We start from the raw sequence: 15,777 nt of genomic DNA, 5'->3' as shown, positions 1-15,777 counted from the left end.
CCCCAGAGGGGGAGGAACTCCGCGGAATAGATGCTCCCCCTCTGGGGGAGCTGTCGCGAAGCGACTGAGGGGGCCTTCGCCCCCTACAGCTTCACCAGCATCTTCCCGAGGTTCTCGCCCGAGAACAGCTTGATGAAGGCTTCGGGGGCGCGCTCGACGCCTTCGACCACGGTCTCCTTCCAGGTCAGCTTCCCGGAATTGATCCAGTCGGCCATGTCGCGGACGAAGGCTGGGAACAGGTCGTAGTGGTTGGAGACGATGAAGCCCTCCAGCCTCAGGCTCTTGCCCACCGCCTGGATGATGTTGGCCGGGCCGGTCGGGCGGCCGGTCTCGTTGTACTGCGAGATCATCCCGCACAGGGCGAAGCGGCCGAAGGGGCGGGCCGAATTGAGGGCGGCTTCCAGGTGCACGCCGCCGACGTTCTCGAAATAGACGTCGATGCCCTTCGGCGCGACCTTGGCCAGCTCGGCGGTCACGTCGGGGGTGGCCTTGTAGTCGATCACGTGGTCGACGCCGATCTCCTTGAGGAAGGCGACCTTCTCGGGCCCGCCGGCCGAGCCGATCACCGTGTGGCCCTTGATCTTGGCGATCTGGCAGACGACCGAGCCCACCGCGCCGGCGGCGGCCGAGACGAAGACGATGTCGCCTTCCTTGAGGGCGGCCACGCGCAGCAGGCCGGCATAGGCGGTCATGCCGGGCATGCCGGCCACGCCCAGGAAGGTCTGGGGCGGCATGCCGTGGGTGCTGAGGCGCATGATCCCGCCCATCGGGCCGGCGGCGGCCAGGGCCTTGGGGTTGGCGTTGTAGGCCTCGCGCCAGCCGAACATCGAGCTGACGATGTCGCCGACCTTGAAGTCCGGATCGTTGGAGGCCGTGACCTCGCCGACCGCGCCGCCCTGCAGGGCCTTGCCCAGTTCGAACGGCGGCACATAGCTCTTCCGGTCGGTCATGCGGCCGCGCATGTAGGGGTCGACTGACATGTAGAGGTTCTTGACCTGGATCTCGCCGTCGCCGGGCGGCGGCAGCTCGACGCTGGCCAGTTCGAAGTTCTCGGCGGTCGGCACGCCGACGGGGCGGCTCTTGAGGCGGATCTCACGCGACGTGGTCATGGCGACCTCCCTTCATGTTCTGGTTCAAACGAATGTTTAGCGCCGGCTCGTCTCCGCCGCCAAAGCTTTTCGCGCTTCGTCGAAGCGGCTAGAGACGGGCCCATGACCCAAGAAGCGCAAGTCCAAGCTCTCAAAGCCGGTGTTGTCGGCGCCGGCGTGTTCGGTGGCTACCACGCGAAGAAATATGTCGAGCTGCCGGGCGTCGAGCTGGTGGCCGTGTTCGACATCGACCTGTCGCGTGCGCAGGCCCTGGCCGGTCCGCTGGGCGCGGCGGCCTATGACGACATGGACGCCTTCCTGGCCGCCGTCGACGTCGTCACCGTCGCCACGCCGGCCGTGCACCACGCCAAGGCGGCGCTGGCGGCGCTGAAGGCGGGCAAGCCGGTCTATTCCGAAAAGCCCCTGGCGGTGAGCCCCGAGGACGCCGACGCCCTGATCGCCGCCGCCGCCAAGGCCGGCGTGCCGCTGGCCTGCGGCCACCAGGAACGGGTCGTGTTCCAGGCCATGGGCCTGCTGGACATTCCCGAGCAGCCGACCCGCCTTGAAGCGGTGCGTCGCGGCACGCCGTCGGACCGCAATCTCGACGTCTCGGTGGTGCTGGACCTGATGATCCACGACATCGATCTGGCCCTGGCGCTTTGCGCCGCCGATCCGGTGGCGGTGGAAGGCGAGGGCGAGGCCGATCGCGGCTATGGCCTGGACTGGGTGAAGGTTGAGGCGACCTTCGCCAACGGCTTCACCGCCGTGTTCGACAGCTCGCGCGTGGCGCAGGCCCGCGAGCGGACGATGAAGGTGGTCTATCCGTCGGGCGAGGTCGAGATCGACTTCCTGGCCCGCACCTTCCGCAACACCACTCCGTTCCCGCTGATCGAAGACTTCACCGAGACCCCGGCCGGCAAGGATCCCCTGGGCCAGAGCGTCGCCGGCTTCCTCAAGGCCGTGCGCGGCGAGGCCCCGCGTCCTGTGGTCACCGGTGAGGAAGCCGCCCGGGCGCTCGACCTGGCGCTGGCGGTCGAGCACTCGACGGAGTGAGGCGTGCGCGGCGGCCTCAGCGCCGCCGCTTCAGGCTCGTCATCTGCAGCACGGTGGCGATGGCCGCCAGGCCCGCGCCCATCAGGGCCACGCTGCTCCAGCCGCCCAGGTTCCAGGCCGCCGCCGCGGTGGCCGAGCCGGCCGCGCCGCCCAGGAACATCCCGCCCATGAACAGGGTGTTCAGTCGCGCCCGGGCCTCGGGCCGCAGGGCGTAGACCAGGTGCTGGTTCGAGACCAGCGAGCCCTGCACCGCGAAGTCGAGCAGCACGACGCCCACAAGCAGGCCGGCGATCGAGACCCAGGTTCCAAACAGGATCCAGGAGGCCAGGGTCAGCACCGCGCCCAGCGCGATGGTCAGGTGCGGGCCGCGCTTGTCGGCGATGCGACCGGCGACCGGGGCGGCCAGGACGCCCACCACGCCGACGATCCCGAACAGGCCGGCGACGTCGGCCCCGAGCGAGAAGCGCTGCTGCAGTTGCAGGGCCAGGATGGTCCAGAAGGCGGTGAAGGCGGCGAACAGGCTGGCCTGGGTCAGGGCCGCCAGGCGCAGTTCCGGGAACTCGCGCCACAGCTTGCCCAGCGAAGCCAGCAGCTCGGCGTAGGAGAGGTCGGTGTCGGGCTTGCTGCGTGGCAGGGCCAGGGCCATCAGGGCAGCGGCGGCCAGGGCGATCGGCGCGCCCAGCCAGAACATCGCCCGCCAGCCGCCGTGGGTGGCCACGAACCCGGCCAGGGTGCGCGAAAGCAGGATGCCGCACAGCAGGCCCGACATCACCGTGCCGACGGTGGCGCCGCGCTTTTCCGGCGCCGACAGGTGGGCGGCGAAGGGCACGATCTGCTGGGCCACCGTGGCCCCGGCCCCGACCAGCAGCGAGGCCAGCAGCAGGAGGGCGGTGCTGGGCGCCAGGGCGGCGGCGACCAGGGCTGCGGCCAGCACCAGGAACTGGCCGACGATCAGGCTCTTGCGCTCCATCCGGTCGCCCAGCGGCGTCAGCAGGAAGAGGCCGGCGGCGTAGCCCAACTGGGTGGCGGTGGGCACGAAGGCCGTCGCCGCGCCGGGCAGGTTGCGCTCGATCAGGCCCAGCATCGGCTGGTTGTAGTAGATGTTGGCCACGGCCAGGCCGGCGGCGGCGGCCATGGCGAAGGTCAGGCCCCGGCCCAGGGCGGGCGTGGAGTCAGCGGGAAGGGCGGCGGTGCTCATGATCGGCTCCAGGCCGCCCGGGTTGGGGGGAGGGGGCGGCGTTCCGTGTCAGTCGCCGAGCTATATAGAGCATCCCATGATCGTTTATAGTATGGCCTTGCGGTAAGCTGGCATAACGGAATTCGATAGAATGGATCTCGCCGACGTCGGCGTCTTCGTGGAAGCGGCCCGGGCCGGCAGCCTGGCGGGCGCCGCGCGACGCCTCGCCAWCACCCCGATGGCCGCCTCGCGCCGCATGGCGGCGCTGGAGCAGGAGGTCGGGGCCAGGCTGGTGCATCGCACCACCCGCTCGCTGTCGCTGACCACCGAGGGCGAGGCCTTCCTAGCCGGCCCAGCCGCCGGTAGGCCTCGGCGCGGTTGAGCAGGTTCTGGTAAGCCGTCGGCTCCAGGCGCAGCGCGGTGTCGAAGTCGACCAGCGCGTCGGCCGGGCGGTTCATCACGATCAGGACCGCGGCCCGCCGGCGGCGCTGCAGCGCGCTTTCGGGCTCCAGCTTGATGGCGGCGTCGGCCGAGGCCAGGGCCTTGTCGAGAAGGTTTTGCCGCACCATGGCGTCGGAATAGGCCCCGACCACCTCGGCGTCGTCGGTGTTGGCGGCGTAGGCCGCCTCGAGCGCGGCCATGCCTTCGGCGGCCCTGCCCATGCGGATCAGCAGGATCGCGCGCTTGATGGCCAGCACGGGATCGTCGTCGGCCTTCAGCGCCGCGGTCGCGTAGGCCAGGGCCTTGGCGTCGCCGTCCCGCTCGCGCAGCACGTCGGTCTTGCCGCGCACGGCCAGGCGGAAGCCCGGGCTGACCGTCAGAGCGCGTTCGTAGGCCAGCAGGGCGTTGTCGTACTGGTCGTCGGCGTAGAGATAGTCGCCGATCCCGGCGAGCACGGTCCCGTCGTCGGCCTTGGCGATGGCGATCGGCCAGGCCGTCTCGGCGGTCTCCTTCGGGTCGGCCTTGAACTGATAGATCCGCGGCACCTGGTCGTCGAACTTGCTGGCCTGCTTGCCGACCAGCTTGGCCTCTTCGGCGCTGATCTCCGGCACGAGGGTGCGGCGGCTGGTGACCGCGCGCAGCACGCCGTGGTCCATGAACGTCTCGCGTTCGTAGGACACGCCGCCGATCAGCGCGTTGATCGAGTCCATCGCATAGCCCCACTTCCAGCCGTCCTTTTCCGGCGGCAGCCGCACGGTGGCGCTCCAGCGGTTGTAGCTGGGGAAGTCGGTCATCCAGGGCGCGGTCTGGTCCTGCTCGCGCGGACGCCGCAGCGGCGCGGGCGCGCCGAAGCCGACGATGTTGAGGTAGTAGTAGCGGCCGTTCTCGGCGTCGCCCTCCCACTCCATCTCGCCTTCGCCCTCGAAGGTCAGGACCACGGTGTTGCGGGCCTCGTCATAGCGCCAGGCGACGGTCTCGGGATCGACCCAGGTGTAGGAGTCCGCCCAGTAGGCCTTGAGCTTGCGCTCGGCGTCGTCCTTCGACAGCTGGGACATGCCGACCTTGAAGCCGAAGGCGGCGTCGCCGCGGATGATCTGCTCGCCGCTGACCCGGGCCGGCTTGTCCACGCCGCGCGAGGCGTCGATGGTCAGGGCCATCGCGCCCTCGGCCAGGACCGGCGGCACGGCGGCCACGGGCTCCAGCGACACCGCGCCCGCGCGCAGCGGCAGGACCCAGCGGAACGACGGTTCGGGCAGGCGGGTCAGGTCGGTGTCGCCCATGCGGGTGCCGTCCAGCCAGTAGGTCCGGCCGTCGATCACGGCGCGGACCAGCACGTGGTCGAAGGCCGCGGCGATGGGCAGGCGCTCGTTGACGCCGTCGTCGCTCTGGGTGTTGACCAGCGCCGCCTCGGCCGGAACGCCCAGCTCGCGCAGCAGGGCCAGCAGCAGCACGGTCTTGCCCTTGCAGTCGCCGTAGCGGCGCTTCCAGGTCTCGTCGGCGCTCGCCGGGCGATAGGCCCCGTCGTCGAGCCCGACGAAGACATAGCGGATGCGCTCCTGGACGAGGGCGAGGGCCGCGGTGGCGCGGGCCAGCGGATCGGTCGTGGAGGCTGCGATGCGGTCCGCCTCGGCCTTGATCGGCGAGTTCGGCGCCAGGGCCGAGGTCTGCTCGTACAGCGGCAGCATCAGGTGGGAGACATCGGCCCAGTCGGAAAAGCCGCTGAACTGCACGAGCCGCCGCATGTTGTAGCGCAGCGGCGCGCCGTCGGTGGCGATGGCGCTCTTGGGATCGCGCATCTCGACGTCGAGGACGTAGTCGGAGCCCTGCTCGACAGGCTTCAGGGCGCCCAGGTCGGGCGTGGCGCGCCAGGTCAGGTCGCGGCCCTTGGGCCAGGTCAGCCGCATGCGGTAGGCGCCGGCGGTCTCGGTCGGGGGCAGGACCATGCCGCCTTGCGAATGCTGGCCCAGCGTGGGGTCGCGGCGCTTGGTCGTGGCGGCGAACTCGACCTCGTCGCCCACCTGCAGGCCCGGCGCCTGCAGCGTGGCGGTCAGGTCGCCCGACAAGGTCGACATTTCGAGGTTGTTCTCGCGCTGGAGCACGGTGAACTTGGTCTTGGCCAGGATGTCGATCTCGCGCCCGTCGCGCAGGATGCGCAGGCGGTGGACCTTCAGGTCGTCGGAGCTGGGGTTCCACACCGCCGAGACGTTGCCGATGGACAGGGCCTCGGGCTTGAGGATCTTCATCCGGTAGGCGGTGTAGAACTCGTCGCCGTCGGCCCCGATGCGGATCTGGGTGTCGGTGTAGAGCACCTGCACGGCCGCGCCGTCCGGGGCGGCGGTTCCGGTGGGAGCGGGCGGCGGCGAGATCCACGACGGCGCCGGGCCGTAAAGGACCGTGCGCGATCCGGCGTGCGCGCTCCCGGCCGCGGCCAGGATCGCCGCGGCGATGCTCAAAACTCTCATCGAAAGCCCCCTTGGTACTCGCGCGGACAATAGCCAAGCTAACCGTGGGGGCAACTTTCGGCTGCGCTCCGGGAGCGGATGTTCCCATTGCGTGAGCGCTCGACAGGCGATCAGGCGGGCTGGGGTCCGTTTTTCATTGTTTGCAGCCCGCCGCCGGTCCATCCCCGGGGACTGTTTCGTATACGGAGGCCGCCTTGACCGACAATCGCACCCACAAAGAGCGCATGCTGGCCGGCGATCTCTACGACCCGATGGACGCCGAGATCGTCGCCGACCAGGAGCAGGCCCTGGCCTGGATGGAGCGCTACAACGCGCCCGGCCAGACGATCGCCCAGCGCCAGGTCCTGCTGGCCGAGCGCTTCGCCAGCGTCGGGGGCGGGGCCAACATCCGCGCGCCGTTCCATTGCGACTACGGCTACAACATCACCCTGGGCGACGGGGTGTTCATGAACTTCGGCTGCGTGATCCTGGACGTGGTGGCGGTGACCATCGGCGACCGCACCATGATCGGCCCGCACGTGAAGATCTTCGCCGCCGACCACCCGCGCGACGCCGACACCCGCAAGACGGGGCTGGAGTTCGGACGGCCGGTGATCATCGGCAAGGACGTCTGGATCGGCGGCGGGGCGATCATCGTCCCGGGCGTGACCATCGGCGACGGCGCGGTGATCGGGGCGGGGGCGGTGGTCACCCGCGATGTGCCGGCCGGCGCGACGGCGGTCGGCAATCCGGCCCGCGTGAAGGCCTGAAGACAAAAAAGCCCGACAAAAAGTTCGGGCAAGCTGTCGGGACGGGGCCGCCGCGCGCGTCCTTGGCCCGACAACCAACACTAGGGAGCCGCCACCATGCGCATGATCTTCGTCAACCTGCCGGTCGCCGACCTCGGCCGTTCCAAGGCCTTCTTCGAGGCCCTGGGCTTTTCCATCAATCCGCAGTTCAGCGACGAGACCGCCGCCTGCGTGGTGGTGTCCGAGACGATCTTCGTGATGCTGCTGACGCACGACAAGTTCCGCCAGTTCATCACCGGCGAGATCAGCGACGCCCATGCGGCCACCGAGGTCCTGACCTGCCTTTCGGCCGGCAGCCGCGAGGAGGTCGACGACCTGCTGGCCAAGGCCCTGGCCAACGGCGGCAAGGCATGGAAGCCGATCATGGACATGGGTCCGATGTACGGCGCCAGCTTCCAGGACCCCGACGGCCACGTCTGGGAGGTGATGTACATGGACATGGCTGCGATGGAGCAGGGCGGCTGATCGTCTGTCGGACAAGATTTCAGGATTGAAACTCAGTCGCAGTTGCGCCTATAGCCGCCGTCTCGTTTCAAGGGATGGTCCATGCGACTTCGTTTCTCGCGCGCCGCCGCCCGGCGCGCCCTGTTCTCGACGCTCAGCCTGGCGGCGCTCTCGACGGGCGCCGCCGCCCACGCCCAGGCCTCGCAAGGCCAGGCGAGCGACGTCGAGCAGGTGGTCGTCACGGCCGCCCGCACCAAGCTGCCGGTCACGGCCCTGCCGCTGACGGTGGACGTGATCGAAAGCGAGATGCTTTCCCAGCAACTGGCCGTCAGCGGCTCGGTGGTCGACGCCATCTCGAACCTGTCGCCCTCGTTCTCGCCGACCCGCGAGAAGCTGTCGGGTTCGGGCGAGAGCCTGCGCGGCCGCTCGCCGCTGTTCGCCATCAACGGCATTCCGCAGTCGACGCCGATCCGCGACGGTTCGCGCGACGGCTACACGATCGATCCGTTCTTCGTCGAGCGTGTCGAGCTGATCTACGGCTCCAACGCCCTGCAGGGCATCGGCGCCACCGGCGGGGTGGTCAACCAGGTGACCGTCGGTCCGCCGCGCAAGGACGGGATCTCGGGCAAGGTGCTGACCCAGACCACGATCGGCCATGACATGGGCGACAGCGTCGGCGCCAAGGTCGGCGGCCTGGTCGCCTGGCGCCAGGGGGCGTTCGACGTCACCGCCGGCGTCGCCTACGAGAAGCGCGGCGCCTTCTACGACGCCGACGGCCGTCGCATCGGCATGGACAACACCCAGGGCGACGTCCAGGATTCCAAGGCCCTGTCGTTCTTCGGCCGCTTCGGCTGGCAGCTGAACGACACCGTCCGCCTCGACCTGGTCGCCAACCGCTTCGAGCTGAAGGGCGACGGCGACTACGTGACCGTCACCGGCACGGCGCCGGCCGTCACCGACGGCAATCGGGCAAGGCGCCTGCCGACCACCTCGATCCGCGGCCCGGTTCCCGGCGTGCCGGCCGCCAACCGCGTCGAGACCGTCTCGGCCCAGCTGAGCGACAGCGACCTGCTGGGCGGCGATTTCACCGCCCAGGTCTTCTACAACCGCTCGCGCGACACCTTCGGCGGTGACATCAGCGCCACCTTCCAGGACGTGCGCATCGCGCCGTCGGGCACGCTGTTCGACCAGTCGTCGAACCGTTCGCGCAAGCTGGGCGCGCGCATGAACTACGAGCGCGAAGTGCCGGGCATCGAGGGCCTGACGGCCACGGTCGGCCTGGACGCCATGAACGACCGCACCGAGCAGATGCTGATCGCCACCGGCCGCGCCTGGGTGCCGCCGACCAAGTTCCAGAGCCTCGCCCCCTTCATCCAGGGCAACTACGCCCTGCTGGACGGCAAGCTGCGCCTGGCCGGCGGCGTGCGCTTCGAAAACGTCGAGCTGAAGGTCGACGACTTCGTGACCCTGGCCTCGTACGGCTCGCGCAGGGTCGCGGGCGGCAATCCCGACTTCAAGGCCACCCTGGCCAATGGCGGGGTGGTGTTCGAACCGGCCAGGGGTCTGCGCCTCTACGCCAGCTACGCCGAGGGCTACACCGTGCCCGACGTCGGCCGGATCCTGCGGTCGATCAACATCGACGGCGTCGACGTCGACACCTATCTCAGCATCGAGCCGATCGTGTCGAACAACCGCGAGATCGGCGGCGAGTGGAAGCGCGGGCCGTTCGACGCCAGCGTCGCCTACTTCTGGTCGTCTTCGAAGCTGGGCCAACTGCTGGTCAAGAACTCGGGCGGCATCTTCGACGTGCAGCGCCAGAAGGTCGCCATCGAGGGCCTGGAGTTCAACGTCAAGGCCAAGACCCCGGTCGAGGGCCTGGACCTGTCGGCCGGCTACGCCCGCCTTCGCGGCGAGACCGACGCCAACGGCGACGGTCGCCTGGACACCGACCTGGACGGGGCCAACATCTCGCCCGACCGCATCAACCTGGCCGCCGACTACCAGACCGGAAAGTGGGCCCTGCGCCTGCAGGTGAGGGCCTATCTGGAGCGCGACATGAGCAACGCGCTCGTGAAGGACGACTTCGACGGCTACACCCTGACCGACGCCTTCGTGCGCTACGAATTGCCGGTGGGCGACCTGTCGCTGGGCGTGCTGAACCTCCTGAACAAGCAGTACATCAGCTACAATTCCGACACCGTGGCCCCGGCCAAGGACAAGTTCTACGCCGGTCGCGGCCGCACCGCGACGCTCGGCTGGATGGCGCGCTTCTGATGAAGATCCTGCGGCTCCTGCACCGCTGGTCGGGCGGTCTGATCGGCCTTCTGCTGGCGGTGCTGGGCCTGACCGGCGCCCTGCTGGTGCACGAGGACGCCTTCCTGCGCGCCACCGTGCCCCATGCGGCCGACGCCCAGCGGCAGGACACCGCGACCCTGGCGACAGCGGCCTCCCGCATCTTCGCGGCGCAGGAACGTCCGCGCTCGATCGTGCTGGCGACCGAGCGCAAGGGCCTGCACAAGCTGTCCTATCCCGGCGAGACCGAGAAGGGCGCCTATGCCGACCAGAACGGCGTCATCGTCCAGGCCTGGACCAGCAACTGGGCCCGGCCGGAGGTGTGGCTGTTCGATTTCCACCATCACCTGTTCGCGGGCGATGCGGGCGAGATCGTCGGCGGGATCGCGGGTCTGTTCGGCCTGGCCTTCGTGGTCACGGGGCTGATCCTGTGGTGGCCGACCCGACGGATGTTCCACCTGCGGGCCTGGCCGCGGATGATGAAGCGGGCGGCCATCGTCCACCATCACCGCGACCTCGGCGTGCTGGTCGCGCCGCTGCTGATCCTGTCGCTGGCGACGGGGGCGACCATGAACCTGAAATGGTTCTCCCAGGCCCTGCGCGCGCCGTTCACCTCGCCCGTCGCGATGGAGAAGGCCGCCGCCGCGCCGAAGATCAAGGGCGGCAAGCTGGCCGCAGACCTCGACTGGGCCAAGGTGATCGGCCAGGCCCAGGCCCGCTTCCCGGGGGCGGAGGTGCGCACCATCGGCCTGCCGGCCAAGACCGGCGGCCTTGTCTCCATCCGCCTGCGCCAGCAGGCCGAGTGGCTGCCCAACGGCCGTAGCATGGCCTGGTTCGATCCGGCGACCGGCAAGATGGTCGCCTCGCGCGACGCCCAGGCCATGCCGCTGGGTTCGCGCTTCACCAACGCCGACTTCCCGCTGCACGCGGCCAAGGTCGGGGGGCTGCCCTATCGCCTGGTGATGACGGTGTCGGGGCTGGCCCTGACGTTGCTGGGCACCCTGGCCGTGGTGACCTTCTGGGGCAATCCTTCGGGCCTGCCCAAGCGCCGCAAGAGGCCGGCCGTCGCCAAACAGGCTGCGCCGACGCCCGCCAAGGCCTGACGCCCGCGAGCGCCTGACGAAGGTCGGCGCCTCCTGGCCCCATGGGGGCAGGGGCGCCGACCGCCGCGCCTATCCGCCGGAGATCTCGGTGTTCGACGGGCCGTTGTTCATGTTGTCCTTGTCGTAGACGTAGATCTTGCCGTCGCCGCCCACGACATAGAGGCGGAACTCCTGGGCGCCGCCATTGTCGTAGATCGCGTTCTGATAGCTGGTGATCAGCGCCGTCTCGCCGGCCGAGGGCGTGATCGAACCGTCGGACTGGTTCTGGATCATGCCGACGACGTTCCACGGCGTGACGCCGCTGGTGTTGGGGCTGACCGAGCCGCTCAGCGGCGCGCCTTCGGCGATCGGGCCCAGGCTGTAGCTGCCGTCGTCGTTGCGCAGGATGAAGGCGGCGCGCTCGCGATAGGCCAGGTCGTGACCTTCGGCGGCCGCGGCCTGGAAGAAGAGTTGGGCGGCGTCGCGCGCCTGCTGGTCGGGGCCGTAGTCGGCCTGCGGGTCGGTCGAACCGCCGCCGCCTCCGCCGCCCCCGTCATAGCCGCCGTCCCACCAGCCGTCCCAGCCATCCGCGCCGTCACCATCGCCGTCGCCGCCGATGCCGTCGTCGACGATGGTGATGCCGTCGCCGTCGTAGGTCTGCAGCCCGCCGGCGACCAGATCCAGCTCTTCCATCGTGAGTTCGCGCATGAAGTGTCCTTGGCCGATTGACGCTCAATGCGAGCATCCATCGGCCTTGGGGCGGCGGTCAAGCTTTAGGTTCGCGTTAAAATTGAAGAGCGAAAAGTCCCCTCATCGGGTGCGTCAGGCCTTTTCGACGAAGCTGTCGATGACCTTCTTCTCGCCGGCCTTGTCGAAGTTGACGGTCAGCTTGTTGCCCTCGATCGAGGCGACCTTGCCGTAGCCGAACTTGACGTGGAACACGCGGTCGCCGCGGCTGTAGGCGCTGTTGGTGGGCGCCGAGACGGCCACCAGGCGGCCTTCGCCCTCGATCGGCTTGGCGCGGGCGGCCGAGCCGCCGCCGCGCCAGGCGGTTCCGCCGGAGCGTTCGCCGAAGCCGCGCGCGGTCTGCTGCACCCGGTCCTGGGCCCGCTTCCACCCGGGGCTGTCGTAGCTGCCGCTCTGGAAGGCGCTGACGCCGGGATCGTCCCAGCGCGAGGACACCGTCTGCTGCATGCCCGGACCGCCGCCGTAATAGCCGGTCTCCGAGCCGGCATCGACGTGCTCCAGCGGCAGTTCGTCGACGAAGCGGCTGGGCAGCTGGCTGGTCCAGCGGCCATAGACCTGCCGGTTGGCCACGAAGCTGATGCGCGCCTCCTCACGGGCGCGGGTAATGCCCACGTAAGCCAGGCGGCGCTCTTCCTCGAGGCCCTTCTCGCCCTTGTCGTCCATGCTGCGCTGGCTGGGGAACACGCCTTCCTCCCAGCCGGGCAGGAACACCAGCGGGAACTCCAGCCCCTTGGCCGAGTGCAGGGTCATGATCCAGACGGCGTCGCCGGTGGCCTCGCGGTCGAGGTCCATGACCAGCGACACGTGCTCCAGATAGGCCTCAAGGCTGTCGAACTGGCCCATCGACTGGACCAGTTCCTTGAGGTTTTCCAGGCGGGTCTGGCTCTGCGGGCCTTTGTCCAGGCGCAGGGCGTCAGTGTAGCCGCTTTCCTCCAGCACCATCTCCAGCACGCGCTGGTGATGCATGTTTCCGATCTGGGCGCGCCAGCGGTCGAGGTCGCGGATGAAGTTGGACAGCGCCGTGCGGGTGCGGGCGGGCAGGTCGTCGCTGCCGATGATCACCCGCGCCGCCTCGACGGTGGAGATCCCTTCGCTGCGGGCGATCTGCAGCAGCTTCTGCACCGAGGTGTCGCCGATGCCGCGCTTGGGCGTGTTGACGATGCGCTCGAAGGCCAGGTCGTCGTCGGGCGACTGGATCAGGCGCAGATAGGCGTGGGCGTCGCGGATTTCCGCCCGCTCGAAGAAGCGCGGGCCGCCGACCACCTTGTAGGGGATCTGCAGCATCACGAAGCGCTCTTCGAAGGCGCGCATCTGGAAGCTGGCGCGAACGAGAATGGCCATCTGGTTGTAGCGGCGGCCGGCCTTCTTGGCCTTCTCGATCTCGTCGGCGACCATCCGGCTTTCGGCCTCGCCGTCCCAGACGCCCGAGACCTTGACCTTCTCGCCGCCGCTGGCCTCGGTCCACAGGGTCTTGCCCAGGCGTCCCTTGTTGGCGGTGATCAGGGTCGAGGCGGCGGCCAGGATGTGCTCGGTCGAGCGGTAGTTGCGCTCCAGCCGCACGACCTTGGCGCCGGGGAAGTCTCGCTCGAAGCGCAGGATGTTGTCGACCTCGGCCCCGCGCCAGCCGTAGATCGACTGGTCGTCGTCGCCCACGCAGCAGACGTTCTGGCGGCCCTGGGCCAAGAGGCGCAGCCACAGGTACTGGGCGACGTTGGTGTCCTGATACTCGTCGACCATCACGTACTGGAAGCGCCGCTGGAAGTCGGCCAGCACGTCCGGGTTGCCGGTGAAGATCGTGATGTTGTGCAGCAAGAGGTCGCCGAAATCGCAGGCGTTCAGGATGCGCAGGCGCTCCTGATACTGGCGATAGAGGCTGATGCCCTTGCCGTTCGCGAACTCGCCGGCCTCACTGGGCGGCACGCGGTCGGGCGTCCAGCCGCGGTTCTTCCAGGCGTCGATCAGGCCCGACAGGATGCGCGGCGTCCAGCGCTTGGCGTCGATGTTCTCGGCCTCGATCAGCTGCTTGAGCAGCCGCTCGTTATCGTCGGTGTCGATGATCGTGTAGTTCGACTTCAGCCCCACCAGCTCGGCGTGGCGGCGCAGGATCTGGGCGGCTACCGAGTGGAAGGTGCCCAGCCACCGCAGGCCTTCGGCTTCCGGGCCGATGATGTGGGTGATCCGCTCGCGCATCTCGCGCGCGGCCTTGTTGGTGAAGGTGACGGCCAGGATCTCCCACGGCCGGGCGCGGCCGGTGGCGAGGATGTGGGCCAGGCGCGTTGTCAGCACCCGCGTCTTGCCGGTGCCGGCGCCGGCCAGCACCAGGACCGGGCCCTCGGTGGTGACGACGGCTTCGTGCTGTTCGGTGTTGAGCCCGCTCAGGTAGTCGGGCGCAGGCCCGCCGCCGCCGGGAGCCTGCGGCCGGGCCAGGTCGGAGATGCGCGGAGCGGGAAGGTCGCCGAACGGGTCGGTCGAGTCGTAACCGGAAGACATGGGAACATATGTAGCACAAACTTCCCCAGGCTTAAGCCCCAGAGGCGGCTTTGCGGAACCCTGGCCGCGGCCCTCCCGTTGATCGGCAGGGACGAAACAGGAGCAGGAACATGGCGGAAGAGAGCAAGTCGGGCGGGGGCAACAGCGGTCTGGCCTTCATCGTCGGCGCCTTGGTGGTGGTCGTCGCGGTGTTGGCCTTCATGATGTTCTCCGGCGGCTTCACCCAGAAGAAGTCGGTGGACGTCGACATCACGGCCACCGCGCCCAAGTTGCCGGACGCGCCGAAGCTGCCCGAAGCGCCCAAGTCGCCGGGCTGACGAAAGGAGGCGGGCATGGCTCGCCATCATGAACATCATCACGAAGGAGCCTGGAGCGGCGCGGCGCTGCTGGCGGTCCTGCTGCTCGTGGCCATCCTGATCTACGCGATCTGGCGTTCGGGCCTGCTGGCCGTGCGCCCTGACATCGCCGAACTGCGGCTGCCCGACCTGGCGCCGCCGACCATGCCGGCGCCCAATCCCGAGCCGCTGCCGACCCCCGTGCCGCGGCCAGGGTAGGGGAGCGACCGAGGGGGAGTCAGCCCCCAGCCCGCTGCAGCGCGTACACCCGGCAGGCCGAGGCCAGGGGGCGCTCGCCGCGACCCACGTCGATGCGCTGGATCAGGGCGGCGATGCTGACGGCGTCCTGCTTGGCGATGCGCTCGAGCGCGGCCCAGAACTCGGGCTCGAGGGCCAGCGAGGTGGCGTGGCCCGCCAGGTTCACCGATCGCTTCTTCAAACTGCCCATCGGCGCAACTCTCCGGCGGAACGTCGGTTCGGCTCTTGATTAAAAATGACGGCGTGTCATCTTTAGTGACGCCACGCCGGGAGCATGCCTGATGAGCACAGCTGCGCAAGTCCTTGACGCCACTTCCGCGCGTCCTCCCCTGGGCGCCCGCGATGCGAGCTTTCGCCTGCAGCCTTTGCGGGCGTTTCGCGCCGTCCGTCGGTTGATCGCCGACAAGGAAGACACGGCCCAGGTGTTCGAGGTCATGCGGGCCCTGTCCGGCCGCGCGATCCCCAACGGCTACGCCCGTCTGCTGAAGACCCCGCAGGGCGGGGCGATCGCCTATCGCCGCGAGGAGTTCGCCGATTGGCTGTCGGACGAGGCTTGGCTGGCCCAGTTCCAGCCCGGCACGGTGGGCGCGGCGTATCGCGACTTCATCGCCCCGCGCGGCTTGACCGCCGAGGGCCTGGCCGAGGAGAGTCGCAAGGTCGCCGACGCCGACATGGACGCGGCCCACCCGCTGCTGTGGTACGCCCGCCGCCTGCGCGACGTGCACGACGTGTGGCACGTGCTGACCGGTTACGGCACCGACGCGCTGGGCGAGGTCTGCGTGGTGGCTTTCTCCTACGCCCAGACCCGCAGCCTGGGCTTTGCCCTGATCGCCTTCGCCGGCGCCCAGGAGTTCCGCCGCCTGAAGGACGGCCAGCCCTACGGCCGGGCCGTGCGCGAGGCCTGGCGGGCCGGGCGCAAGGCCGCCTGGCTGCCCGAGGTCGACTATCCCGCCCTGTTCGCCATGCCCCTGGAAGAGGCGCGGCGCGCGTTGGGCATCCGCCCGCCGGCCACCTATCAGGCCATTCCGCAGGACCTGCGCGAGCACTACCAGCGCGCCGCCTGAACCTTAGCAATTTCGCTTGTTCTCGTTGAGCGCGCGGCGTTAGCCTTCCTGCAATC

The 15,777-nt window shown here is 69.4% G+C and carries 14 protein-coding genes; 8 read left to right on the top strand and 6 right to left on the bottom strand.

Annotated features, from left to right (window positions below; translation table 11 throughout):
- Nucleotides 1-83 precede the first annotated feature (83 nt).
- Nucleotides 84-1,109, bottom strand: a complete 1,026-nt coding sequence (locus AC1DCG_RS19900; RefSeq protein ID WP_477037000.1) for an NADP-dependent oxidoreductase — start codon at nucleotides 1,107-1,109, stop codon at nucleotides 84-86.
- A 102-nt stretch (nucleotides 1,110-1,211) separates the two neighbouring features.
- Between AC1DCG_RS19900 and AC1DCG_RS19895 the strand changes: the two genes are divergently transcribed.
- The gene (locus tag AC1DCG_RS19895; protein ID WP_477030869.1) at nucleotides 1,212-2,141 is read left to right on the top strand and encodes a Gfo/Idh/MocA family protein; all 930 of its coding nucleotides are present in this window, start codon (nucleotides 1,212-1,214) and stop codon (nucleotides 2,139-2,141) included.
- 16 nt (nucleotides 2,142-2,157) lie between these two features.
- On the opposite strand, the gene AC1DCG_RS19890 is transcribed toward AC1DCG_RS19895, so the two are convergent.
- Entirely contained in the window at nucleotides 2,158-3,339 is a 1,182-nt protein-coding gene (locus AC1DCG_RS19890) for an MFS transporter (RefSeq protein ID WP_477030868.1), read from the bottom strand.
- Complete coding sequence (locus tag AC1DCG_RS19885; RefSeq protein WP_477041620.1) at nucleotides 3,336-6,221, bottom strand: DUF3857 domain-containing protein; 2,886 nt, start codon at nucleotides 6,219-6,221, stop codon at nucleotides 3,336-3,338. Before AC1DCG_RS19885 ends, AC1DCG_RS19890 begins: the two co-directional genes overlap by 4 nt.
- 194 nt (nucleotides 6,222-6,415) lie before the next feature.
- Here AC1DCG_RS19885 and AC1DCG_RS19880 point away from each other — a divergent pair, with 194 nt between their 5' ends.
- From AC1DCG_RS19880 to AC1DCG_RS19865, 4 genes are all read left to right on the top strand, one after another.
- Entirely contained in the window at nucleotides 6,416-6,970 is a 555-nt protein-coding gene (locus AC1DCG_RS19880; protein ID WP_477036998.1) for a sugar O-acetyltransferase, read from the top strand.
- Between the two features lie 96 nt (nucleotides 6,971-7,066).
- Nucleotides 7,067-7,474 carry a VOC family protein gene (locus AC1DCG_RS19875; RefSeq protein WP_165262703.1) on the top strand — a complete coding sequence of 136 codons (408 nt, stop codon included), beginning with the start codon at nucleotides 7,067-7,069 and terminating at the stop codon, nucleotides 7,472-7,474.
- Between the two features lie 81 nt (nucleotides 7,475-7,555).
- Nucleotides 7,556-9,727 carry a TonB-dependent receptor gene (locus AC1DCG_RS19870; RefSeq protein ID WP_477036997.1) on the top strand — a complete coding sequence of 724 codons (2,172 nt, stop codon included), beginning with the start codon at nucleotides 7,556-7,558 and terminating at the stop codon, nucleotides 9,725-9,727.
- Nucleotides 9,727-10,848, top strand: coding sequence for a PepSY-associated TM helix domain-containing protein (locus AC1DCG_RS19865; protein ID WP_477036996.1), 1,122 nt, complete (start codon nucleotides 9,727-9,729; stop codon nucleotides 10,846-10,848). The genes AC1DCG_RS19870 and AC1DCG_RS19865 overlap by 1 nt, the downstream gene beginning before the upstream one ends.
- A 69-nt stretch (nucleotides 10,849-10,917) precedes the next feature.
- Here the strand turns inward: AC1DCG_RS19865 and AC1DCG_RS19860 are convergent, their stop codons facing one another.
- Nucleotides 10,918-11,535, bottom strand: a complete 618-nt coding sequence (locus AC1DCG_RS19860) for a hypothetical protein (protein WP_477030863.1) — start codon at nucleotides 11,533-11,535, stop codon at nucleotides 10,918-10,920.
- A 114-nt stretch (nucleotides 11,536-11,649) separates the two neighbouring features.
- Entirely contained in the window at nucleotides 11,650-14,064 is a 2,415-nt protein-coding gene (locus AC1DCG_RS19855) for a UvrD-helicase domain-containing protein (RefSeq protein WP_477030862.1), read from the bottom strand.
- 110 nt (nucleotides 14,065-14,174) lie between these two features.
- Here AC1DCG_RS19855 and AC1DCG_RS19850 point away from each other — a divergent pair, with 110 nt between their 5' ends.
- Nucleotides 14,175-14,381 (top strand): hypothetical protein, encoded by a 207-nt coding sequence (locus tag AC1DCG_RS19850; RefSeq protein WP_165262695.1) that lies wholly within the window; start codon nucleotides 14,175-14,177, stop codon nucleotides 14,379-14,381.
- A gap of 15 nt (nucleotides 14,382-14,396) precedes the next feature.
- Nucleotides 14,397-14,618 carry a hypothetical protein gene (locus tag AC1DCG_RS19845; protein WP_165262693.1) on the top strand — a complete coding sequence of 74 codons (222 nt, stop codon included), beginning with the start codon at nucleotides 14,397-14,399 and terminating at the stop codon, nucleotides 14,616-14,618.
- Nucleotides 14,619-14,637: 19 nt separating this feature from the next.
- On the opposite strand, the gene AC1DCG_RS19840 is transcribed toward AC1DCG_RS19845, so the two are convergent.
- Nucleotides 14,638-14,847 (bottom strand): ribbon-helix-helix domain-containing protein, encoded by a 210-nt coding sequence (locus tag AC1DCG_RS19840; protein WP_165262691.1) that lies wholly within the window; start codon nucleotides 14,845-14,847, stop codon nucleotides 14,638-14,640.
- A gap of 202 nt (nucleotides 14,848-15,049) precedes the next feature.
- Here AC1DCG_RS19840 and AC1DCG_RS19835 point away from each other — a divergent pair, with 202 nt between their 5' ends.
- A complete protein-coding gene (locus tag AC1DCG_RS19835) occupies nucleotides 15,050-15,721 on the top strand; it encodes a Coq4 family protein (protein ID WP_477030861.1) in 672 nt (223 codons plus the stop codon).
- The last annotated feature ends 56 nt before the right edge of the window (nucleotides 15,722-15,777 follow it).

This window comes from Caulobacter sp. 10L414 (genome assembly GCF_056395525.1).
This window is presented reverse-complemented; position numbering and strand designations above follow the sequence as displayed.